This window comes from Streptomyces sp. NPDC058534 (assembly GCF_042717365.1).
Classification (GTDB): Bacteria; Actinomycetota; Actinomycetes; order Streptomycetales; family Streptomycetaceae; genus Streptomyces.
The window spans coordinates 31611-45150 of record NZ_JBHXNW010000013.1 but is presented as its reverse complement, the minus strand read 5'-3'; the positions used below and the strand labels follow the sequence as shown (position 1 = coordinate 45150).

14 protein-coding genes and 1 riboswitch are annotated in these 13540 nt (G+C 70.6%); of the genes, 8 read left to right on the top strand and 6 right to left on the bottom strand.

Annotation, left to right across the window (positions count from 1 at the left end):
- Nucleotides 1-64: 64 nt before the first annotated feature.
- Together ACFWR9_RS10485 and ACFWR9_RS10480 are read right to left on the bottom strand one after the other, a co-directional pair.
- The gene (locus ACFWR9_RS10485) at nt 65-1453 is read right to left on the bottom strand and encodes a trehalose-6-phosphate synthase (protein ID WP_383838607.1); all 1389 of its coding nucleotides are present in this window, start codon (nt 1451-1453) and stop codon (nt 65-67) included.
- A gap of 62 nt (nt 1454-1515) precedes the next feature.
- Nucleotides 1516-2460 carry a glucosyl-3-phosphoglycerate synthase gene (locus tag ACFWR9_RS10480; protein WP_383838604.1) on the bottom strand — a complete coding sequence of 315 codons (945 nt, stop codon included), beginning with the start codon at nt 2458-2460 and terminating at the stop codon, nt 1516-1518.
- Between the two features lie 141 nt (nt 2461-2601).
- Nucleotides 2602-2749: riboswitch (SAM riboswitch) on the top strand.
- 17 nt (nt 2750-2766) lie between these two features.
- On the opposite strand from ACFWR9_RS10480, the gene thrC reads away from it, so the two are divergent.
- The 6 genes from thrC (at nt 2767) to ACFWR9_RS10450 (ending at nt 9970) form a co-directional block, all read left to right on the top strand.
- Nucleotides 2767-4068 (top strand): threonine synthase, encoded by a 1302-nt coding sequence (gene thrC, locus ACFWR9_RS10475; RefSeq protein WP_383838601.1) that lies wholly within the window; start codon nt 2767-2769, stop codon nt 4066-4068.
- A 116-nt stretch (nt 4069-4184) separates the two neighbouring features.
- A complete protein-coding gene (locus ACFWR9_RS10470; protein WP_383838598.1) occupies nt 4185-4460 on the top strand; it encodes a MoaD/ThiS family protein in 276 nt (91 codons plus the stop codon).
- Nucleotides 4461-4898: 438 nt separating this feature from the next.
- Complete coding sequence (locus ACFWR9_RS10465; RefSeq protein WP_004929928.1) at nt 4899-5102, top strand: cold-shock protein; 204 nt, start codon at nt 4899-4901, stop codon at nt 5100-5102.
- A 331-nt stretch (nt 5103-5433) separates the two neighbouring features.
- Entirely contained in the window at nt 5434-7059 is a 1626-nt protein-coding gene (gene groL / locus ACFWR9_RS10460) for a chaperonin GroEL (protein WP_383838595.1), read from the top strand.
- 217 nt (nt 7060-7276) lie between these two features.
- On the top strand, nt 7277-8407 hold the full coding sequence (locus ACFWR9_RS10455) for an NADH:flavin oxidoreductase (protein ID WP_383838592.1): 1131 nt from the start codon (nt 7277-7279) through the stop codon (nt 8405-8407).
- Nucleotides 8408-8440: 33 nt separating this feature from the next.
- Complete coding sequence (locus ACFWR9_RS10450; RefSeq protein ID WP_383838589.1) at nt 8441-9970, top strand: carboxylesterase/lipase family protein; 1530 nt, start codon at nt 8441-8443, stop codon at nt 9968-9970.
- Here the strand turns inward: ACFWR9_RS10450 and ACFWR9_RS10445 are convergent.
- Together ACFWR9_RS10445 and ACFWR9_RS10440 are read right to left on the bottom strand one after the other, a co-directional pair.
- Nucleotides 9942-10148 (bottom strand): DUF397 domain-containing protein, encoded by a 207-nt coding sequence (locus ACFWR9_RS10445; RefSeq protein WP_383838586.1) that lies wholly within the window; start codon nt 10146-10148, stop codon nt 9942-9944. The two genes, ACFWR9_RS10450 and ACFWR9_RS10445, sit on opposite strands and share 29 nt — an antisense overlap.
- Nucleotides 10132-10971 carry a helix-turn-helix domain-containing protein gene (locus ACFWR9_RS10440; RefSeq protein ID WP_383838583.1) on the bottom strand — a complete coding sequence of 280 codons (840 nt, stop codon included), beginning with the start codon at nt 10969-10971 and terminating at the stop codon, nt 10132-10134. Before ACFWR9_RS10440 ends, ACFWR9_RS10445 begins: the two co-directional genes overlap by 17 nt.
- 118 nt (nt 10972-11089) lie before the next feature.
- Here ACFWR9_RS10440 and ACFWR9_RS10435 point away from each other — a divergent pair, with 118 nt between their 5' ends.
- Nucleotides 11090-11479 (top strand): hypothetical protein, encoded by a 390-nt coding sequence (locus tag ACFWR9_RS10435; RefSeq protein ID WP_383838580.1) that lies wholly within the window; start codon nt 11090-11092, stop codon nt 11477-11479.
- Between the two features lie 8 nt (nt 11480-11487).
- Here ACFWR9_RS10435 and ACFWR9_RS10430 read toward each other — a convergent pair whose 3' ends face one another.
- Nucleotides 11488-12099 carry a TetR/AcrR family transcriptional regulator gene (locus ACFWR9_RS10430; RefSeq protein ID WP_383838577.1) on the bottom strand — a complete coding sequence of 204 codons (612 nt, stop codon included), beginning with the start codon at nt 12097-12099 and terminating at the stop codon, nt 11488-11490.
- 94 nt (nt 12100-12193) lie between these two features.
- Here ACFWR9_RS10430 and ACFWR9_RS10425 point away from each other — a divergent pair, with 94 nt between their 5' ends.
- Complete coding sequence (locus ACFWR9_RS10425; protein WP_383838574.1) at nt 12194-12943, top strand: SDR family NAD(P)-dependent oxidoreductase; 750 nt, start codon at nt 12194-12196, stop codon at nt 12941-12943.
- Between the two features lie 12 nt (nt 12944-12955).
- Here the strand turns inward: ACFWR9_RS10425 and ACFWR9_RS10420 are convergent, their stop codons facing one another.
- The gene (locus tag ACFWR9_RS10420) at nt 12956-13540 is read right to left on the bottom strand and encodes a TetR/AcrR family transcriptional regulator (RefSeq protein WP_383838571.1); all 585 of its coding nucleotides are present in this window, start codon (nt 13538-13540) and stop codon (nt 12956-12958) included.

Here is a 13540-nt window from a genome sequence, read left to right as displayed (position 1 = left end):
GAAGCGTGGCGTTCGGCCAGGTCAGTGAGGGAGAGCTGCCCTGGCCGACCTATCCAACTCTTCCTCAACCCCTCAACGCATCCAACTGCTCCATGAACCACCGCCCCGGCGGCAACGCCGTCCCCGCAGCAGCCAACCGCTTCGACCGCTCCGCCCGCTCACCGGGCGCGACCGACAGCGCCTCGTGCAGTGCCTCCGCCGTCCCGGACACGTCGTACGGGTTCACCACCACCGCGTCCTCGCCCAGCTCCTCGTACGCCCCCGCCTCCCGCGACAGCACCAGCACGCACCCCTCGTCGGAGACGACCGGGACCTCCTTCGCGACGAGGTTCATCCCGTCCCGCACGGGATTGACGAGGGCCACGTCGGCCAGCCGGTACGCCGCCAGCGACCGCGCGAAGTCGTCCTTCACGTGCAGCACGACCGGCGTCCAGTCCGCCGTGCCGAACTGCGCGTTGACCGAGTCCGCGACCCGCTGCACCTCGGCCGTGTAGTCCCGGTACACGGCGAGATCCTGCCGCGACGGGTAGGCGAACGCGACGTGCACCACCCGCTCCCGCCACTCCGGCCGCGCCGCCAGCAGTTCGCGGTAGGCCAGCAGCCCCCGCACGATGTTCTTGGACAGCTCGGTGCGGTCCACCCGCACGATGGTGCGGCGGCCCTCCCCGATCTCCTCCCGCAGCGCCGCCATCCGCTCGTCCACGTCGGCCTCGTGCGACCGCGCGCGCAGGAAGTCCGCGTCCGCGCCGAGCCCGTGCACGCCGGTCTCCGTACCGCCGAGCCCGCCCACCAGGGCGTCGCAGCACGCGGTGAACGCGTCGGCCCAGCGCCGGGTGAGGAACCCGAGCCGGTCGGCGCCGAGCATGCCGCGCAGCACCTGCTCGGCGATGTCGTCCGGCAGCAGCCGGAAGTAGTCGACCGGCGCCCACGGCGTGTGCGAGAAGTGACCGATCCTGAGGTCCGGCCGCAGCTCGCGGAGCATCCCCGGCACCAGCGTCAGGTGGTAGTCCTGCACGATCGCGACCGCGCCCTCGGCGGCCTCCTCGGCCAGCGCCTCGGCGAAGGCCCGGTTGTACGCCTCGTAGGAGGCCCACTGCCGCCGGAACTCCGCGTCGAAGACCGGCTCCAGGGGCGTCTGGTAGAGCATGTGGTGCACGAACCACAGCACGGAGTTGGCGATCCCGTTGTACGCGTCCGCGTGCACGTCCGCCGGCACGTCCAGCATCCGTACGCCGTCCTCGCCGACCCCGCGCCGCACCGCCTCACGGTCGCCGTCACCCAGCGCCGAGCACACCCACAGCGCACCCGCGTCCGGCCCGATGGCCGACAGCCCCGAGACCAGCCCGCCACCACCCCGTTTCGCGCGCAGCGACCCGTCCTCACCCACCTCGTACGAGACCGGCCCCCGATTGGAGGCGACCAGCACCTGAGCAGCACCGAAGCTTGAAGCCATACGCCTCAACCTAGCCCGGCCCCGAAATACTCAAACGTGCCCGCACGCCACAGCGGTGCCGATCACGCCACCCGCCGCGCCGCGTACTCCGCGATCTCCGTCATCGGCGGCCGTTCCTCCGTGTCCACGGCGTGGGTGCGGGGCTCGAAGCCCGCGGGGCCGCGTTCGAACTGGGTGAGGGTCGGGCGGACCAGGTGGCCGCGGGCCAGGCGGAGCTGGGCGGTGCGGTAGATCGCGGCGGACATGCGGCCCAGGGCCTGGCCGTCCTGGTGGTGGTGGCGGCGGACGCCGACGTCGACCTGGGCGAGGGCGTCCAGGCCGACCAGGTGCAGGGCGTCGACCAGCATGCCCAGCTCGACGCCGTAGCCGACGGGGAAGGGGAGCCGTTCCAGCAGGGAGCGGCGGGCCGCGTACTCGCCGCCCAGCGGCTGCACGAAGCCGGCCAGCAGCGGCCAGTGCAGGTTGAGCAGCGGGCGGGCCACCAGCTCGGTGACCCGGCCGCCCTGGCCGGGCGTGGTGCCGAGCGGACGGTCGTACATGGCCTTGACGAGCTGGACGTCCGGTTCGGTGAGCAGCGGGCCGACGATCCCGGAGACGAAGTCGGCGGAGAACTCGCGCAGGTCGGCGTCGACGAAGCAGACGATGTCGCCGCCGGTGACCAGCAGCGAACGCCACAGCACCTCGCCCTTGCCCGGCACCGCCGGGATGCGCGGCAGGATCGCGTCGCGGTGCACGACGCGCGCGCCCGCCGCCGCGGCCACCGCCGACGTACGGTCGCTCGACCCGGAGTCCACGACCACGATCTCGTCGACGAGCGGGGCCCGGAGCATCAGCTCGCGGCGGATCACCGTGACGATCTCGCCGACCGTCGCCTCCTCGTCGAGGGCCGGGAGCACCACGCTGACCGTCTGCCCGGTGGCCTGTTTGGCGGCCAGCAGCTGCCGGATCGGCCGGTCCCCGGCGGACCAGGAACGCGCGCTCAGCCAGCGCTCGACTTCTTCCAGCACGGTCCCGGGCTCCTCTGTGATCCATCTCGCGGTACGGACGACTATCTCAACCGTCCTGGCCTTCGGTTACAGTCTTGAACAACGCGCAGGACCACCGCATGCCGGGGTCGCCGCGCGTAGCAGCGAAATACAACTTCATACCGCTCATCCAGAGGGGCAGAGGGATACGGCCCGTTGAAGCCCCGGCAACCCTCCAGTCGGTTCTTGTCACACAGACGTGGCGAGGCTCCCGACTAGGGAAGGTGCCAAATCCGTCTCACGGCGAGATGCGTCGTGAGGAAGATGAGGAGAAAGGGCCTCGCCTCCATGGCTGTGCAGACTGCCGAAACCTCCACGAACACCCCGGGCGCCACCGACAGCACCGTCGACCTCGGCCCCGCCGCCGCCCTGAGCTGCCGGGAGTGCGGCCACCGCGTCCCGCTCGGCCCGCTCTTCGCCTGCCAGGAGTGTTTCGGCCCGCTGGAGATCGCCTACGACTTCTCGGCCTACGACACCGAGGAACTCCGCAAGCGGATCGAAGCGGGCCCCGCGAACATCTGGCGCTACGCCCCCCTGCTGCCCGTCCCCGCCGACGTGGCCGACAAGCCGAACATCAACCCGGGCTGGACCAAGCTGGTCAAGGCCGACAACCTGGCCCGCGAGCTGGGCGTCACCGGCGGTCTCTACGTCAAGGACGACTCCGGCAACCCGACGCACTCCTTCAAGGACCGCGTCGTCGCCCAGGCCATCGAGGCCGCCCGCGCCTTCGGCTTCACCACCCTCTCCTGCTCCTCCACCGGCAACCTGGCCGGCGCCGTCGGCGCCGCCGCCGCCCGGGCCGGCTTCCGCTCCTGCGTGTTCATCCCGCACGACCTGGAGCAGGGCAAGGTCGTCATGGCCGCCGTCTACGGCGGTGAGCTGGTCGGCATCCAGGGCAACTACGACGACGTGAACCGCTTCTGCTCCGAACTGATCGGCGACCCGGCCGGCGAGGGCTGGGGCTTCGTCAACGTCAACCTGCGGCCGTACTACGCCGAGGGCTCCAAGACCCTCGCCTACGAGATCTGCGAGCAGCTCGGCTGGAAGCTGCCCGACCAGATCGTCGTCCCGATCGCCTCCGGCTCCCAGCTCACGAAGATCGACAAGGGCCTCCAGGAGCTGATCAAGCTCGGTCTGGTCGAGGACAAGCCCTACAAGATCTTCGGCGCCCAGGCCGAGGGCTGCTCGCCGGTGTCGACCGCGTACAAGGCCGGCCACGACGTCGTGCGCCCCCAGAAGCCGAACACCATCGCCAAGTCGCTGGCCATCGGCAACCCCGCCGACGGGCCGTACGTCCTGGACATCGCGCGCCGCACCGGCGGTGCCGTGGAGGACGTGACCGACGCGCAGGTCGTGGACGCGATCAAGCTGCTCGCCCGGACCGAGGGCATCTTCGCGGAGACCGCCGGTGGCGTGACGGTGGGGGTGACCAAGAAGCTGGTCGAGGGTGGCTTGCTGGACCCGTCGCTCACCACGGTCGTCCTCAACACCGGTGACGGTCTGAAGACGTTGGACGCGGTGGCGGACACGGGGCTGACTGCGACCATTCGTCCCAACCTGGATTCGTTCCGTGAGGCCGGGCTCGCGTAAGACAGCTTGTACGTCGTCTGCGGGCCGGTGGGGGCTGGTCGCGCCCACGCGGCGGTAGCCGCAAATTCAACACAGCCCCGCGCCCCCTAGGTAAGTCACCCTGACCGGAGGTTCAAGTGAGCGTCAACGTCCGCATCCCCACCATCCTGCGCACCTACACCGGTGGCCAGGCCGAGGTCAAAGCCGAGGGCGCGAATCTCGGCGAGGTCATCACCGACCTGGAGAAGAACCACACCGGCATCGCCGCCCGCGTCCTGGACGACCAGGGCAAGCTGCGCCGCTTCGTCAACGTCTACGTCAACGACGACGACGTGCGCTTCGAGCAGGGCCTGGAGACCGCGACCCCGGACGGCGCGGGCGTCTCCATCATCCCGGCGGTCGCCGGCGGCTGAACCGCCCCTTCGTTACCACTGGTAATCGTGGTGACGCAGAGTTCATCGAATTGCCCCCTCCGTAAGAGAAGCGGAGGGGGCAATTCCATTGGATTGAGCGCGGTAGAGTTGGGGAACGCGCTCCCGATCAAGGCATCGGGAACCCTGAATTCCTGCCGCCCGCCCGACAAGAAGTAGCCAAAGTGTGGGCGTGTTTCGCGGCTTTTGTGACCTTTGCGTGCCCCGACTTGACCCACATTCAGGGGAAAGCTCGTCATTTTCCGGACCGGGTACGTCCAGATTTCTCGTCCGATTGACCTGTTGCAGACGGCAGTTGGACAGATACATTCAGCCGCGGTCGACGCGTTCCGGCGCACGCCCCCAGTCGTGGGGGGTGAGGTCTGACCCGGATCCGCGAAGTGCGGATCTGTGCAAGGGCCAGTAATAGGGGAGTTAGGCATGGCTCAGGGCACCGTCAAGTGGTTCAACGCGGAGAAGGGGTACGGCTTCATCGCGGTCGACGGTGGTGCGGATGTTTTCGTCCACTACAGCGCGATTCAGATGGACGGCTACCGCACCCTCGAAGAAGGCCAGCGGGTCGAGTTCGAGATCTCGCAGGGTCAGAAGGGCCCGCAGGCCGACATGGTTCGCCTCAGCGCCTGAGACGTTCGGCCACCGCAAGTAAACGGTTCTTCTCCGAAGGGCCCGTACCTCCTCAGGGGGTCCGGGCCCTTCGGGCTGCCCGGACCCGGGCGCGCCCCTTGTTCGCGGGTGGCGGAGCGGGCGGCCGGATCCCCCGGAGGCGCTTGCACTCGATGGGGTCGAGTGCTAATCATTGGCGTTAGCACTCTGAAGGTGAGAGTGACAACGAAGGACCGGGTCGGTGAGGCCCGCAGGCCGGGTGGGGAAGGAACCACAAGGCCGGCGAGCCGTCCGTCGCGGGCGCGGGCGCGGTCCGAAGGAATCACCCCCAGTCCTGGAGGGACCACTTCACATGGCCAAGATCATCGCGTTCGACGAGGAGGCACGGCGCGGCCTCGAGCGCGGCATGAACCAGCTCGCGGACGCCGTCAAGGTGACGCTCGGCCCCAAGGGCCGCAACGTCGTCCTCGAGAAGAAGTGGGGCGCCCCCACGATCACCAACGATGGTGTCTCCATCGCCAAGGAGATCGAGCTCGAGGACCCGTACGAGAAGATCGGCGCCGAGCTGGTCAAGGAAGTCGCCAAGAAGACGGACGACGTCGCCGGTGACGGTACGACCACCGCGACCGTTCTCGCCCAGGCCCTGGTCAAGGAAGGCCTGCGCAACGTCGCGGCCGGCGCCAACCCGATGGCCCTCAAGCGCGGCATCGAGAAGGCCACCGAGGCCGTCTCCGCCGCCCTGCTCGAGCAGGCGAAGGACGTCGAGACCAAGGAGCAGATCGCCTCCACGGCCTCCATCTCCGCCGCCGACACCCAGATCGGCGAGCTCATCGCCGAGGCCATGGACAAGGTCGGCAAGGAAGGCGTCATCACCGTCGAGGAGTCCCAGACCTTCGGTCTGGAGCTGGAGCTCACCGAGGGTATGCGCTTCGACAAGGGCTACATCTCGGCGTACTTCGCCACCGACATGGAGCGTATGGAGGCGTCGCTCGACGACCCGTACATCCTGATCGCCAACTCCAAGATCGGCAACGTCAAGGACCTGCTGCCGCTCCTGGAGAAGGTCATGCAGTCGGGCAAGCCGCTGCTGATCATCGCCGAGGACGTCGAGGGCGAGGCCCTGTCGACCCTGGTGGTCAACAAGATCCGCGGCACCTTCAAGTCCGTCGCCGTCAAGGCCCCGGGCTTCGGCGACCGCCGCAAGGCCATGCTCGGCGACATCGCCATCCTCACGGGCGGCGAGGTCATCTCCGAGGAGGTCGGCCTCAAGCTGGAGAACGCGTCCCTGGACCTCCTGGGCCGCGCCCGCAAGGTCGTCATCACCAAGGACGAGACCACCATCGTCGACGGCGCCGGCTCGACCGACCAGGTCAACGGCCGCGTCAACCAGATCCGCGCCGAGATCGAGAACAGCGACTCGGACTACGACCGCGAGAAGCTCCAGGAGCGTCTGGCGAAGCTGGCCGGCGGCGTGGCCGTCATCAAGGCCGGTGCCGCCACCGAGGTCGAGCTCAAGGAGCGCAAGCACCGCATCGAGGACGCCGTTCGCAACGCGAAGGCGGCCGTCGAGGAGGGCATCGTCGCCGGTGGTGGCGTGGCCCTGCTCCAGGCCACCCAGGTCTTCGAGAAGCTGGAGCTGACGGGTGACGAGGCGACCGGCGCCAACGCCGTGAAGCTCGCCCTGGAGGCCCCGCTGAAGCAGATCGCCGTCAACGGTGGTCTCGAAGGCGGCGTCGTCGTCGAGAAGGTGCGCAACCTCCAGGTCGGCCACGGCCTGAACGCCGCCACCGGTGAGTACGTCGACATGATCGCCGAGGGCATCATCGACCCGGCGAAGGTGACCCGTTCCGCGCTGCAGAACGCCGCCTCCATCGCCGCGCTGTTCCTCACCACCGAGGCCGTCATCGCCGACAAGCCGGAGAAGGCCGCCGCGGGCGGCGCCCCGGGCGGCATGCCGGGCGGTGACATGGACTTCTGATCGACCGGTTCCGGTTGATCGACCGTCCCGCACGAACCGAGGGCGGCACTCCCCGAACGGGGGGTGCCGCCCTCGGCGTTGTCCGGGGGGGTGTGGGCCTGATCACGTCCGGCCGGGTGCGGTGAGCGGAATGGGACCGGTGGGTGCGGGGGTTCACCCTTGGGAGTATCCATGCGCACGCACATACCACCTGGTACCCCCACCAAGGAGCCCCCACGTGACCGTCACCCCCGTCGAGGCCGCCTCCCGCGCCGCCCAGATCCTCGCCCGCCCGGCCACCATCAACGGACTCACCGTCCCGAACCGCATCGCGATGGCGCCGATGACCCGGATGTTCTCCCCGGGCGGCGTCCCCGGTGAGGACGTGGTGTCGTACTACTCCCGCCGGGCCGCCGCCGGTGTCGGCCTGATCGTCACCGAGGGGACGTACGTCGGTCACGACTCCGCCGGGCAGAGCAGCCGGGTGCCGCGGTTCCACGGCGAGGAGCAGCTCGCCGGGTGGGCGAAGGCCGCCGAGGCGGTGCACGCGGCGGGCGGCACGATCGTGCCCCAGCTGTGGCACGTCGGGATGGTGCGCAAGGCCGGCCAGCCGCCCTTCGCCGACGCCCCCGCCGTCGGCCCGTCCGGGCTGCGCATCGGCGAGGACGAGGTCACCGGCACGGCGATGACCCGGAGCGACCTGGACGACGTCATCGGCGCCTTCGCCGAAGCCGCCGCGGACGCCGAGCGCATCGGCTTCGACGGCGTGGAGATCCACGGCGCCCACGGCTACCTCGTCGACCAGTTCCTCTGGTCCGGCACCAACCGCCGCACCGACGCCTACGGCGGCGACCCCGTGGCCCGCACCACGTTCGCCGCCGAGATCGTGGCCGCCGTGCGGGAGAAGGTCTCGCCGGAGTTCCCCGTGATCTTCCGCTACTCGCAGTGGAAGCAGGAGGCCTACGACGCCCGCCTCGCCGAGACCCCCGACGAACTGGAGGCGATCCTCGCCCCGCTCGCCTCGGCCGGCGTCGACGCCTTCCACGCCTCCACCCGCCGCTACTGGCTGCCCGAGTTCGACGGCTCCGACCTCAACCTCGCCGGCTGGACCAAGAAGCTGACCGGCAGGACCACCATCACCGTCGGCTCGGTCGGCCTCGACGGCGACTTCACCAAGGCGTTCCTGGGCGAGGGCGCACCCGTCGGCAGCCTCGGCAACCTCCTCGACCGCCTGGAGCGCGACGAGTTCGACCTCGTCGCCGTCGGCCGCGCGCTGCTCCAGGACCCGCTGTGGGCCGAGAAGGTCCTCGCCGGACGCTTCGACAGCCTCGCGCCCTACGACGCGGCGTCGCTGAAGACCCTCAGCTGAGCGCGGTGCGCACCACGGCGTAGGGTCCGTGGGATGACGATCCCTGGACCCGTGGAGTCAGTGGAATACGTGGTGCGCACGGCCGCCGGTGCGGTGCGCGGGCGAGGGGAGGACGGGCTGACCGTCTTCCGCGGTATCCCCTTCGCCGAACCTCCGGTGGGTGCGGGCCGGTTCGCCGCCCCGCGCCCCGCCCGCCCCTGGGACGGCATACGCGACGCGTACGCCTTCGGCCCGCCGCCCCCGCAGGACCTCGGCATCGCGGGCCCGGCCGGTGCGCTGCCCGAGGGCGACGACTGGCTGACGGTCAACGTCTGGACGCCGGAGCCCGATCCGGCCGCCCGCCGCCCGGTGATGGTGTGGATCCACGGCGGCGCCTACAAGCTCGGCCACTCCGGCAGCCCCGGCTACGACGCCCGCCGTATCGCCGTCGACGGCGACCTCGTCGTCGTCACCTTCAACTACCGCCTCGGCATGGAGGGTTTCGCCCACATCGAGAGCGCCCCCGCCAACCGGGGCCTCCTCGACCAGGTGGCCGCGCTGGAGTGGGTGCGGGACAACATCGCCGCATTCGGCGGCGATCCCGGCCGGGTCACCGTCTTCGGGGAGTCCGCGGGCGCCGGTTCCGTGGCCGCGCTCCTCGCCATGCCACGAGCGGCCGGACTCTTCGGGCGGGCCGTCGCGCAGAGCGTGCCGGGCACCTTCTTCTCCCCGGAACTCGCCCGGGACCTCGGCACCGCCCTCGCCGCCGAGGCCGGTCTGCGCCCCACCGTCGCCGACCTCGGCGCCGTCGCTCCCGAGCAGCTGGTCAAGGCCGGTCAGGCCCTCGCCCCGAAGATGCCCGGCCGCGTCGACCGCTGGGGACAGGCCGCGCCCACCGTCACCCCCTACGCCCCGGTCGTCGACGGCGACGTCCTGCCGGTCACGCCCTGGCGGGCGCTGGCCTCCGGCGCCTCCCGCGACGTCGACCTGATCGTCGGCCACAACCGCGACGAGAACCGCCTCTTCACCGCGATGGCCGGCAAGCTCGGCGAGATCGGCGAGGAGCGGTCGGGCGCCGCCCTGCGCCTGTACGCGCCGGGCGGCGAGGCGGCCTACCGAGCGGCGTTCCCCGAATTCTCCGCGAACGACCTCTACGAACGGGTCCAGACGGACTGGCTGTTCGGCATGCCCTCCCTGCACCTGGCCGAGGCGCACCTCGCGGGCGGGGGCCGCGCCCACGTCTACGAGCTGACCTGGCCGGCCCCGGCCGACGGCGGCGCCCTCGGCGCCTGTCACGCCCTGGACATCCCGCTGCTCTTCGGCACCTTCCGTGCCGACATCGGCCCCCTCCTCTTCGCCGGTGCGGAACCGTCCCCGGAGGCGCTGGCCCTGTCGTCCCGTTTCCGGTCCTCGTGGACGGCGTTCGCCCGCACGGGTGATCCCGGCTGGCCGGAGTACGACGCGGAGCGGCGCCTCGTCCAGGTCCTGGACGCGGAGCCGGTCGTCGCGCCGTACCCGGAGGAGACGTCCCGACGCCTCTGGGAGGGCTACGAGTTCACGCCGCTGCCCCTGGTGACGCCTTGACGCCGTGGAGGAAGGCGGACCAGGCGGCGGCCTGGAACCGGAGGGTGGGTCCGTCGGGGGCCTTGGAGTCGCGGACCGGGGTGACGGCGGGGTTGCCGACGGCTACTTCGAGGCAGTCGCCGCCGCTCCCGCCGCTGTAGCTGGACTTGTACCAAGTCGCCTCAGGGGTGCTCCTCATGGGCGTAATCCTGCGCCATCGCCTCGATCAGGGCCAGGGACTTCTGTGGGGAGAGCGCGTAGGCGGTGAGGAGCTCGTAGGTGTGGCGCTGGTACCTGACGGTGGTGGGATCGTCCTCCAACCGTCCCGTGCCGACGCCCTCGAAATAGAGCAGAGGAGGAGCGTCCTCGAAGTCCATCAGCTTGATGGAGCCTTCCATCGACGCGTGGGCACCGGCTTTGAGTGGCAAGACCTGCACGATGGCCCGGTTTCGCCGGATAACGCTGGCCAGGTGGCGCAGAGCCTCCGTCATCACTTGGCGCCCGCCCGTCTCCCGACGCAGTGCGGCCTCGTCGATTACCACCCACAACAAAGGATCTGTTGGATCGTCGAGGATGTGGGCCCGCTCCATTCGAGCCGTCACCAGCTCGTCCACCTTCTCCTCCGGCCCCGTTGGCCGATAGGCGCGGAAAACTGCTCGCGCGTACGCGGGAGTCTGGAGCAGGCCGGGGATCAGCAGCGGAGCGTACTGCCTGATCGCCGTGGCCTGTGCTTCCGCCTCCGCCGCCTCGGCGAAGTGCTCGGGATGCTTGGACTTCGCCGAAGCCGCGCAGTTTCGCTGGAAGAAGTCCTCCGTCCCCAGCGCGTCGTCCAACAACCGTGCGTACTCCGGCTGCATCCTGCGCGTGCCGGACTCCAACTGGCCGATGAACGAACCGCTGACGAACAACCGCCCGCCCAACTCCTCCTGGCTCAGGCCGGCCTTCTCGCGGGCGTGACGCAGCTCGGCGCCCAGCAGGGCGCGGGGGGACGACGAAGGGTCTAGGTCTTTCGGTCCTGGCATGGCAACGGAACTCCCGGTCGTACAGCAGGGGTTGTTGGGGCGCCCTCTATGGCCAGGTTAGAGGCGGACCGGACACGCTGTGTCGCGAATCACAAACTCAGCGTGGAGGTGAGGAAGGGTGCGTTCGACCGAAGAAGTCGTCGAGTCCCTGCGGCAGGCCCTCGTGGGGGCCGGTGTCGTCCTGCCGTCCCTGTGCGTCGATCCGGTGACCGGCGCGAGTGACGAGCCGTTCGCCCTGGTCGACCTGGGGCGGTGCAACGTCCGGGTGGCCGAGCGGCTGGCGTCGGTGGTGCGGGGTGAGCGGCCGGCGGTCGGCACGCATGCCGTGGACGCGCGGGACGGGCGTGTGGGGGAGGTGATGGGGCACGTGGGAGGCAGTGTGCAGTTGCGGCCGGTCGCGGGAGGCCGGGAGTGGGACTGCCCGCAGGTGTCGGTGGCCGTGGCGCGGCCGGAGGAGGTGCTGAAGGCGCGGCTGCGCAGGACGAACCACGAGAGCGTACAGCCCTAGGGGTGCCGTCAAGCGGGTGGCCAGTCGCGCAGGGCCATCTCGGCCACCCGCTGGAGGTCTTCCCGGGTGGCGCCCCCGGCGGCCTGCACGGAGATGCCGTTCGCGAACGTCATGAGGTAACGGGCGACGTGCAGCGGATCGATGCCGGGCGGCAGGTCGCCGTCGTCGACGGCTTGCCGGAACCGGTCCGCGAGGTGGGTGACGCCCCCTTTGCGCCAGTCGGCGAGCATGTCCCGGACGGGGAGTCCCGCGTCGCCGGCGGCGAGGGAGCCCTGGACGCCCAGGCATCCGGGCGGGCAGTCGGGGCGCGTGCTGGTCCGGACGGCGCCGTTCAGGAAGGCGGTGGCCACCTCGCGGGCGGTCGGCTCCTTCAGGGCCCGGGCCACGTAGGCGGCGGGGCCTTCCTCGTAGCGCTCCAGGGCCTTGCGGAACAGGTCCTCCTTGTTGCCGAAGGCCGCGTACATGCTGGTGCGGGTGATGCCCATGGCGTTGGTCAGGTCGGTGAGGCTGGCGCCCTCGTAGCCCTGTTTCCAGAAGACCCGCATGGCCTGTTCGAGGGCCTCGCCGGCGTCGAATCCCCTCGGCCGGCCGATCGGCGACCCCTTTCCCCGCGTCTCCATGCCCCCACCCTACCGCTTCCGTACCGAACGGTGCAGATGTGCTACGGTCGCGTTCAGTACCGATCGGTACTGAAAGTCACCGGAGGTCATTCTCATGGGACAGCTGGAAGGCAAGACCGCCGTCATCACCGGAGGCGGCACCGGGATCGGCCTCGCCACCGCGGTGCGGCTGGCGGCCGAGGGCGCGCACGTGTTCATCACCGGCCGGCGCAAGGCCGAGCTGGACGCGGCCGTGGAGGCCATCGGCGCGGCGAAGGTCACGGCGGTGGCCGGAGACGTCACCGACCTGGCCGACCTGGACCGGCTCTACGACGCGGTCCGCGCCCGGGGCCGGGGCCTCGACGTGGTCTTCGCCAACGCGGCGACCGCTTTGCTGGTGCCGCTGGAGCAGATCACCGAGGAGCAGCTCGACCACACGTTCGGCGTCAACGTGCGGGGCACTCTCTTCACCGTGCAGAAGGCGTTGCCGCTGCTCAACGACGGCGCCTCGGTGATCCTCAACGCCTCCACCGCCGGCGACAACGGCGCGGAGGCGTTCAGCCTGTACGCCGCCTCCAAGGCCGCCGTACGGTCCTTCGCGCGGGGCTGGGCCAACGAACTCAAGGACCGCGGCATCCGGGTCAACGCCGTCTCCCCGGGCCCGGTCGACACCCCCGGGATCACCAACCTCTTCGGCGAGGACAACGCGCCCACCGTCCGCACGAAGCTCGCCGGGGACACGGCCATAGGCCGGATGGGGCGCCCCGAGGAGGTCGCCGCGGTGGTGGCCTTTCTCGCCTCGGGGCAGAGCAGCTTCGTCCTCGGCGCCAACTGGTACGTCGACGGCGGCGAGAACCAGATCTGACCCGGCGGGCGGTCAGTCCCCGTCCGGCGCCACGATGCGTTCGACCGCCGCCGCCACCAGCTCGTCGCGCTCGGCCGGGGTGAACACGTCCGGGAGCGTGAGCTGTTCGACGATCAGCCAGTTCAGGGCGAGGTAGAGCAGCTTGACGGCGATGGCGTCGCCGGGGAGGCCGGACCCCTCGTGATACGCGACGTTGGCGTCGACGTCCTCGCGGATGCGCTCGGTCAGGACCGCGCGCAGGCCGGGGCGCCGGGTGGCCTCAAGGCGCAGTTCGAGCAGCGCGAGGTAGCCGGAGCGGAAGGAGGAGACGCGGTCGACGAGTTCGCGCATCAACCGGACGTAGGTGTCGCGGTCGCTCCCGGCCGCGCGCTGGCGGGCGATGGTGGCCTCGTCGGGGTGGAGACGCTCGTAGACGCGGGCGCCGGTCTGGGTGAGCAGGTCGTCGCGGTTGGCGAAGTAGTTGGACGCGGTGCCGGCCGGGACGGCGGCCTCGGCGTCCACCGCCCGGAAGGTCAGGCCCCGGGCGCCCTGCGCGGCCAGCACCTCGATGGCGGCGTCGACGAGGGCGGCGCGCCGCAGGTCGTTCCGTCTGACCAC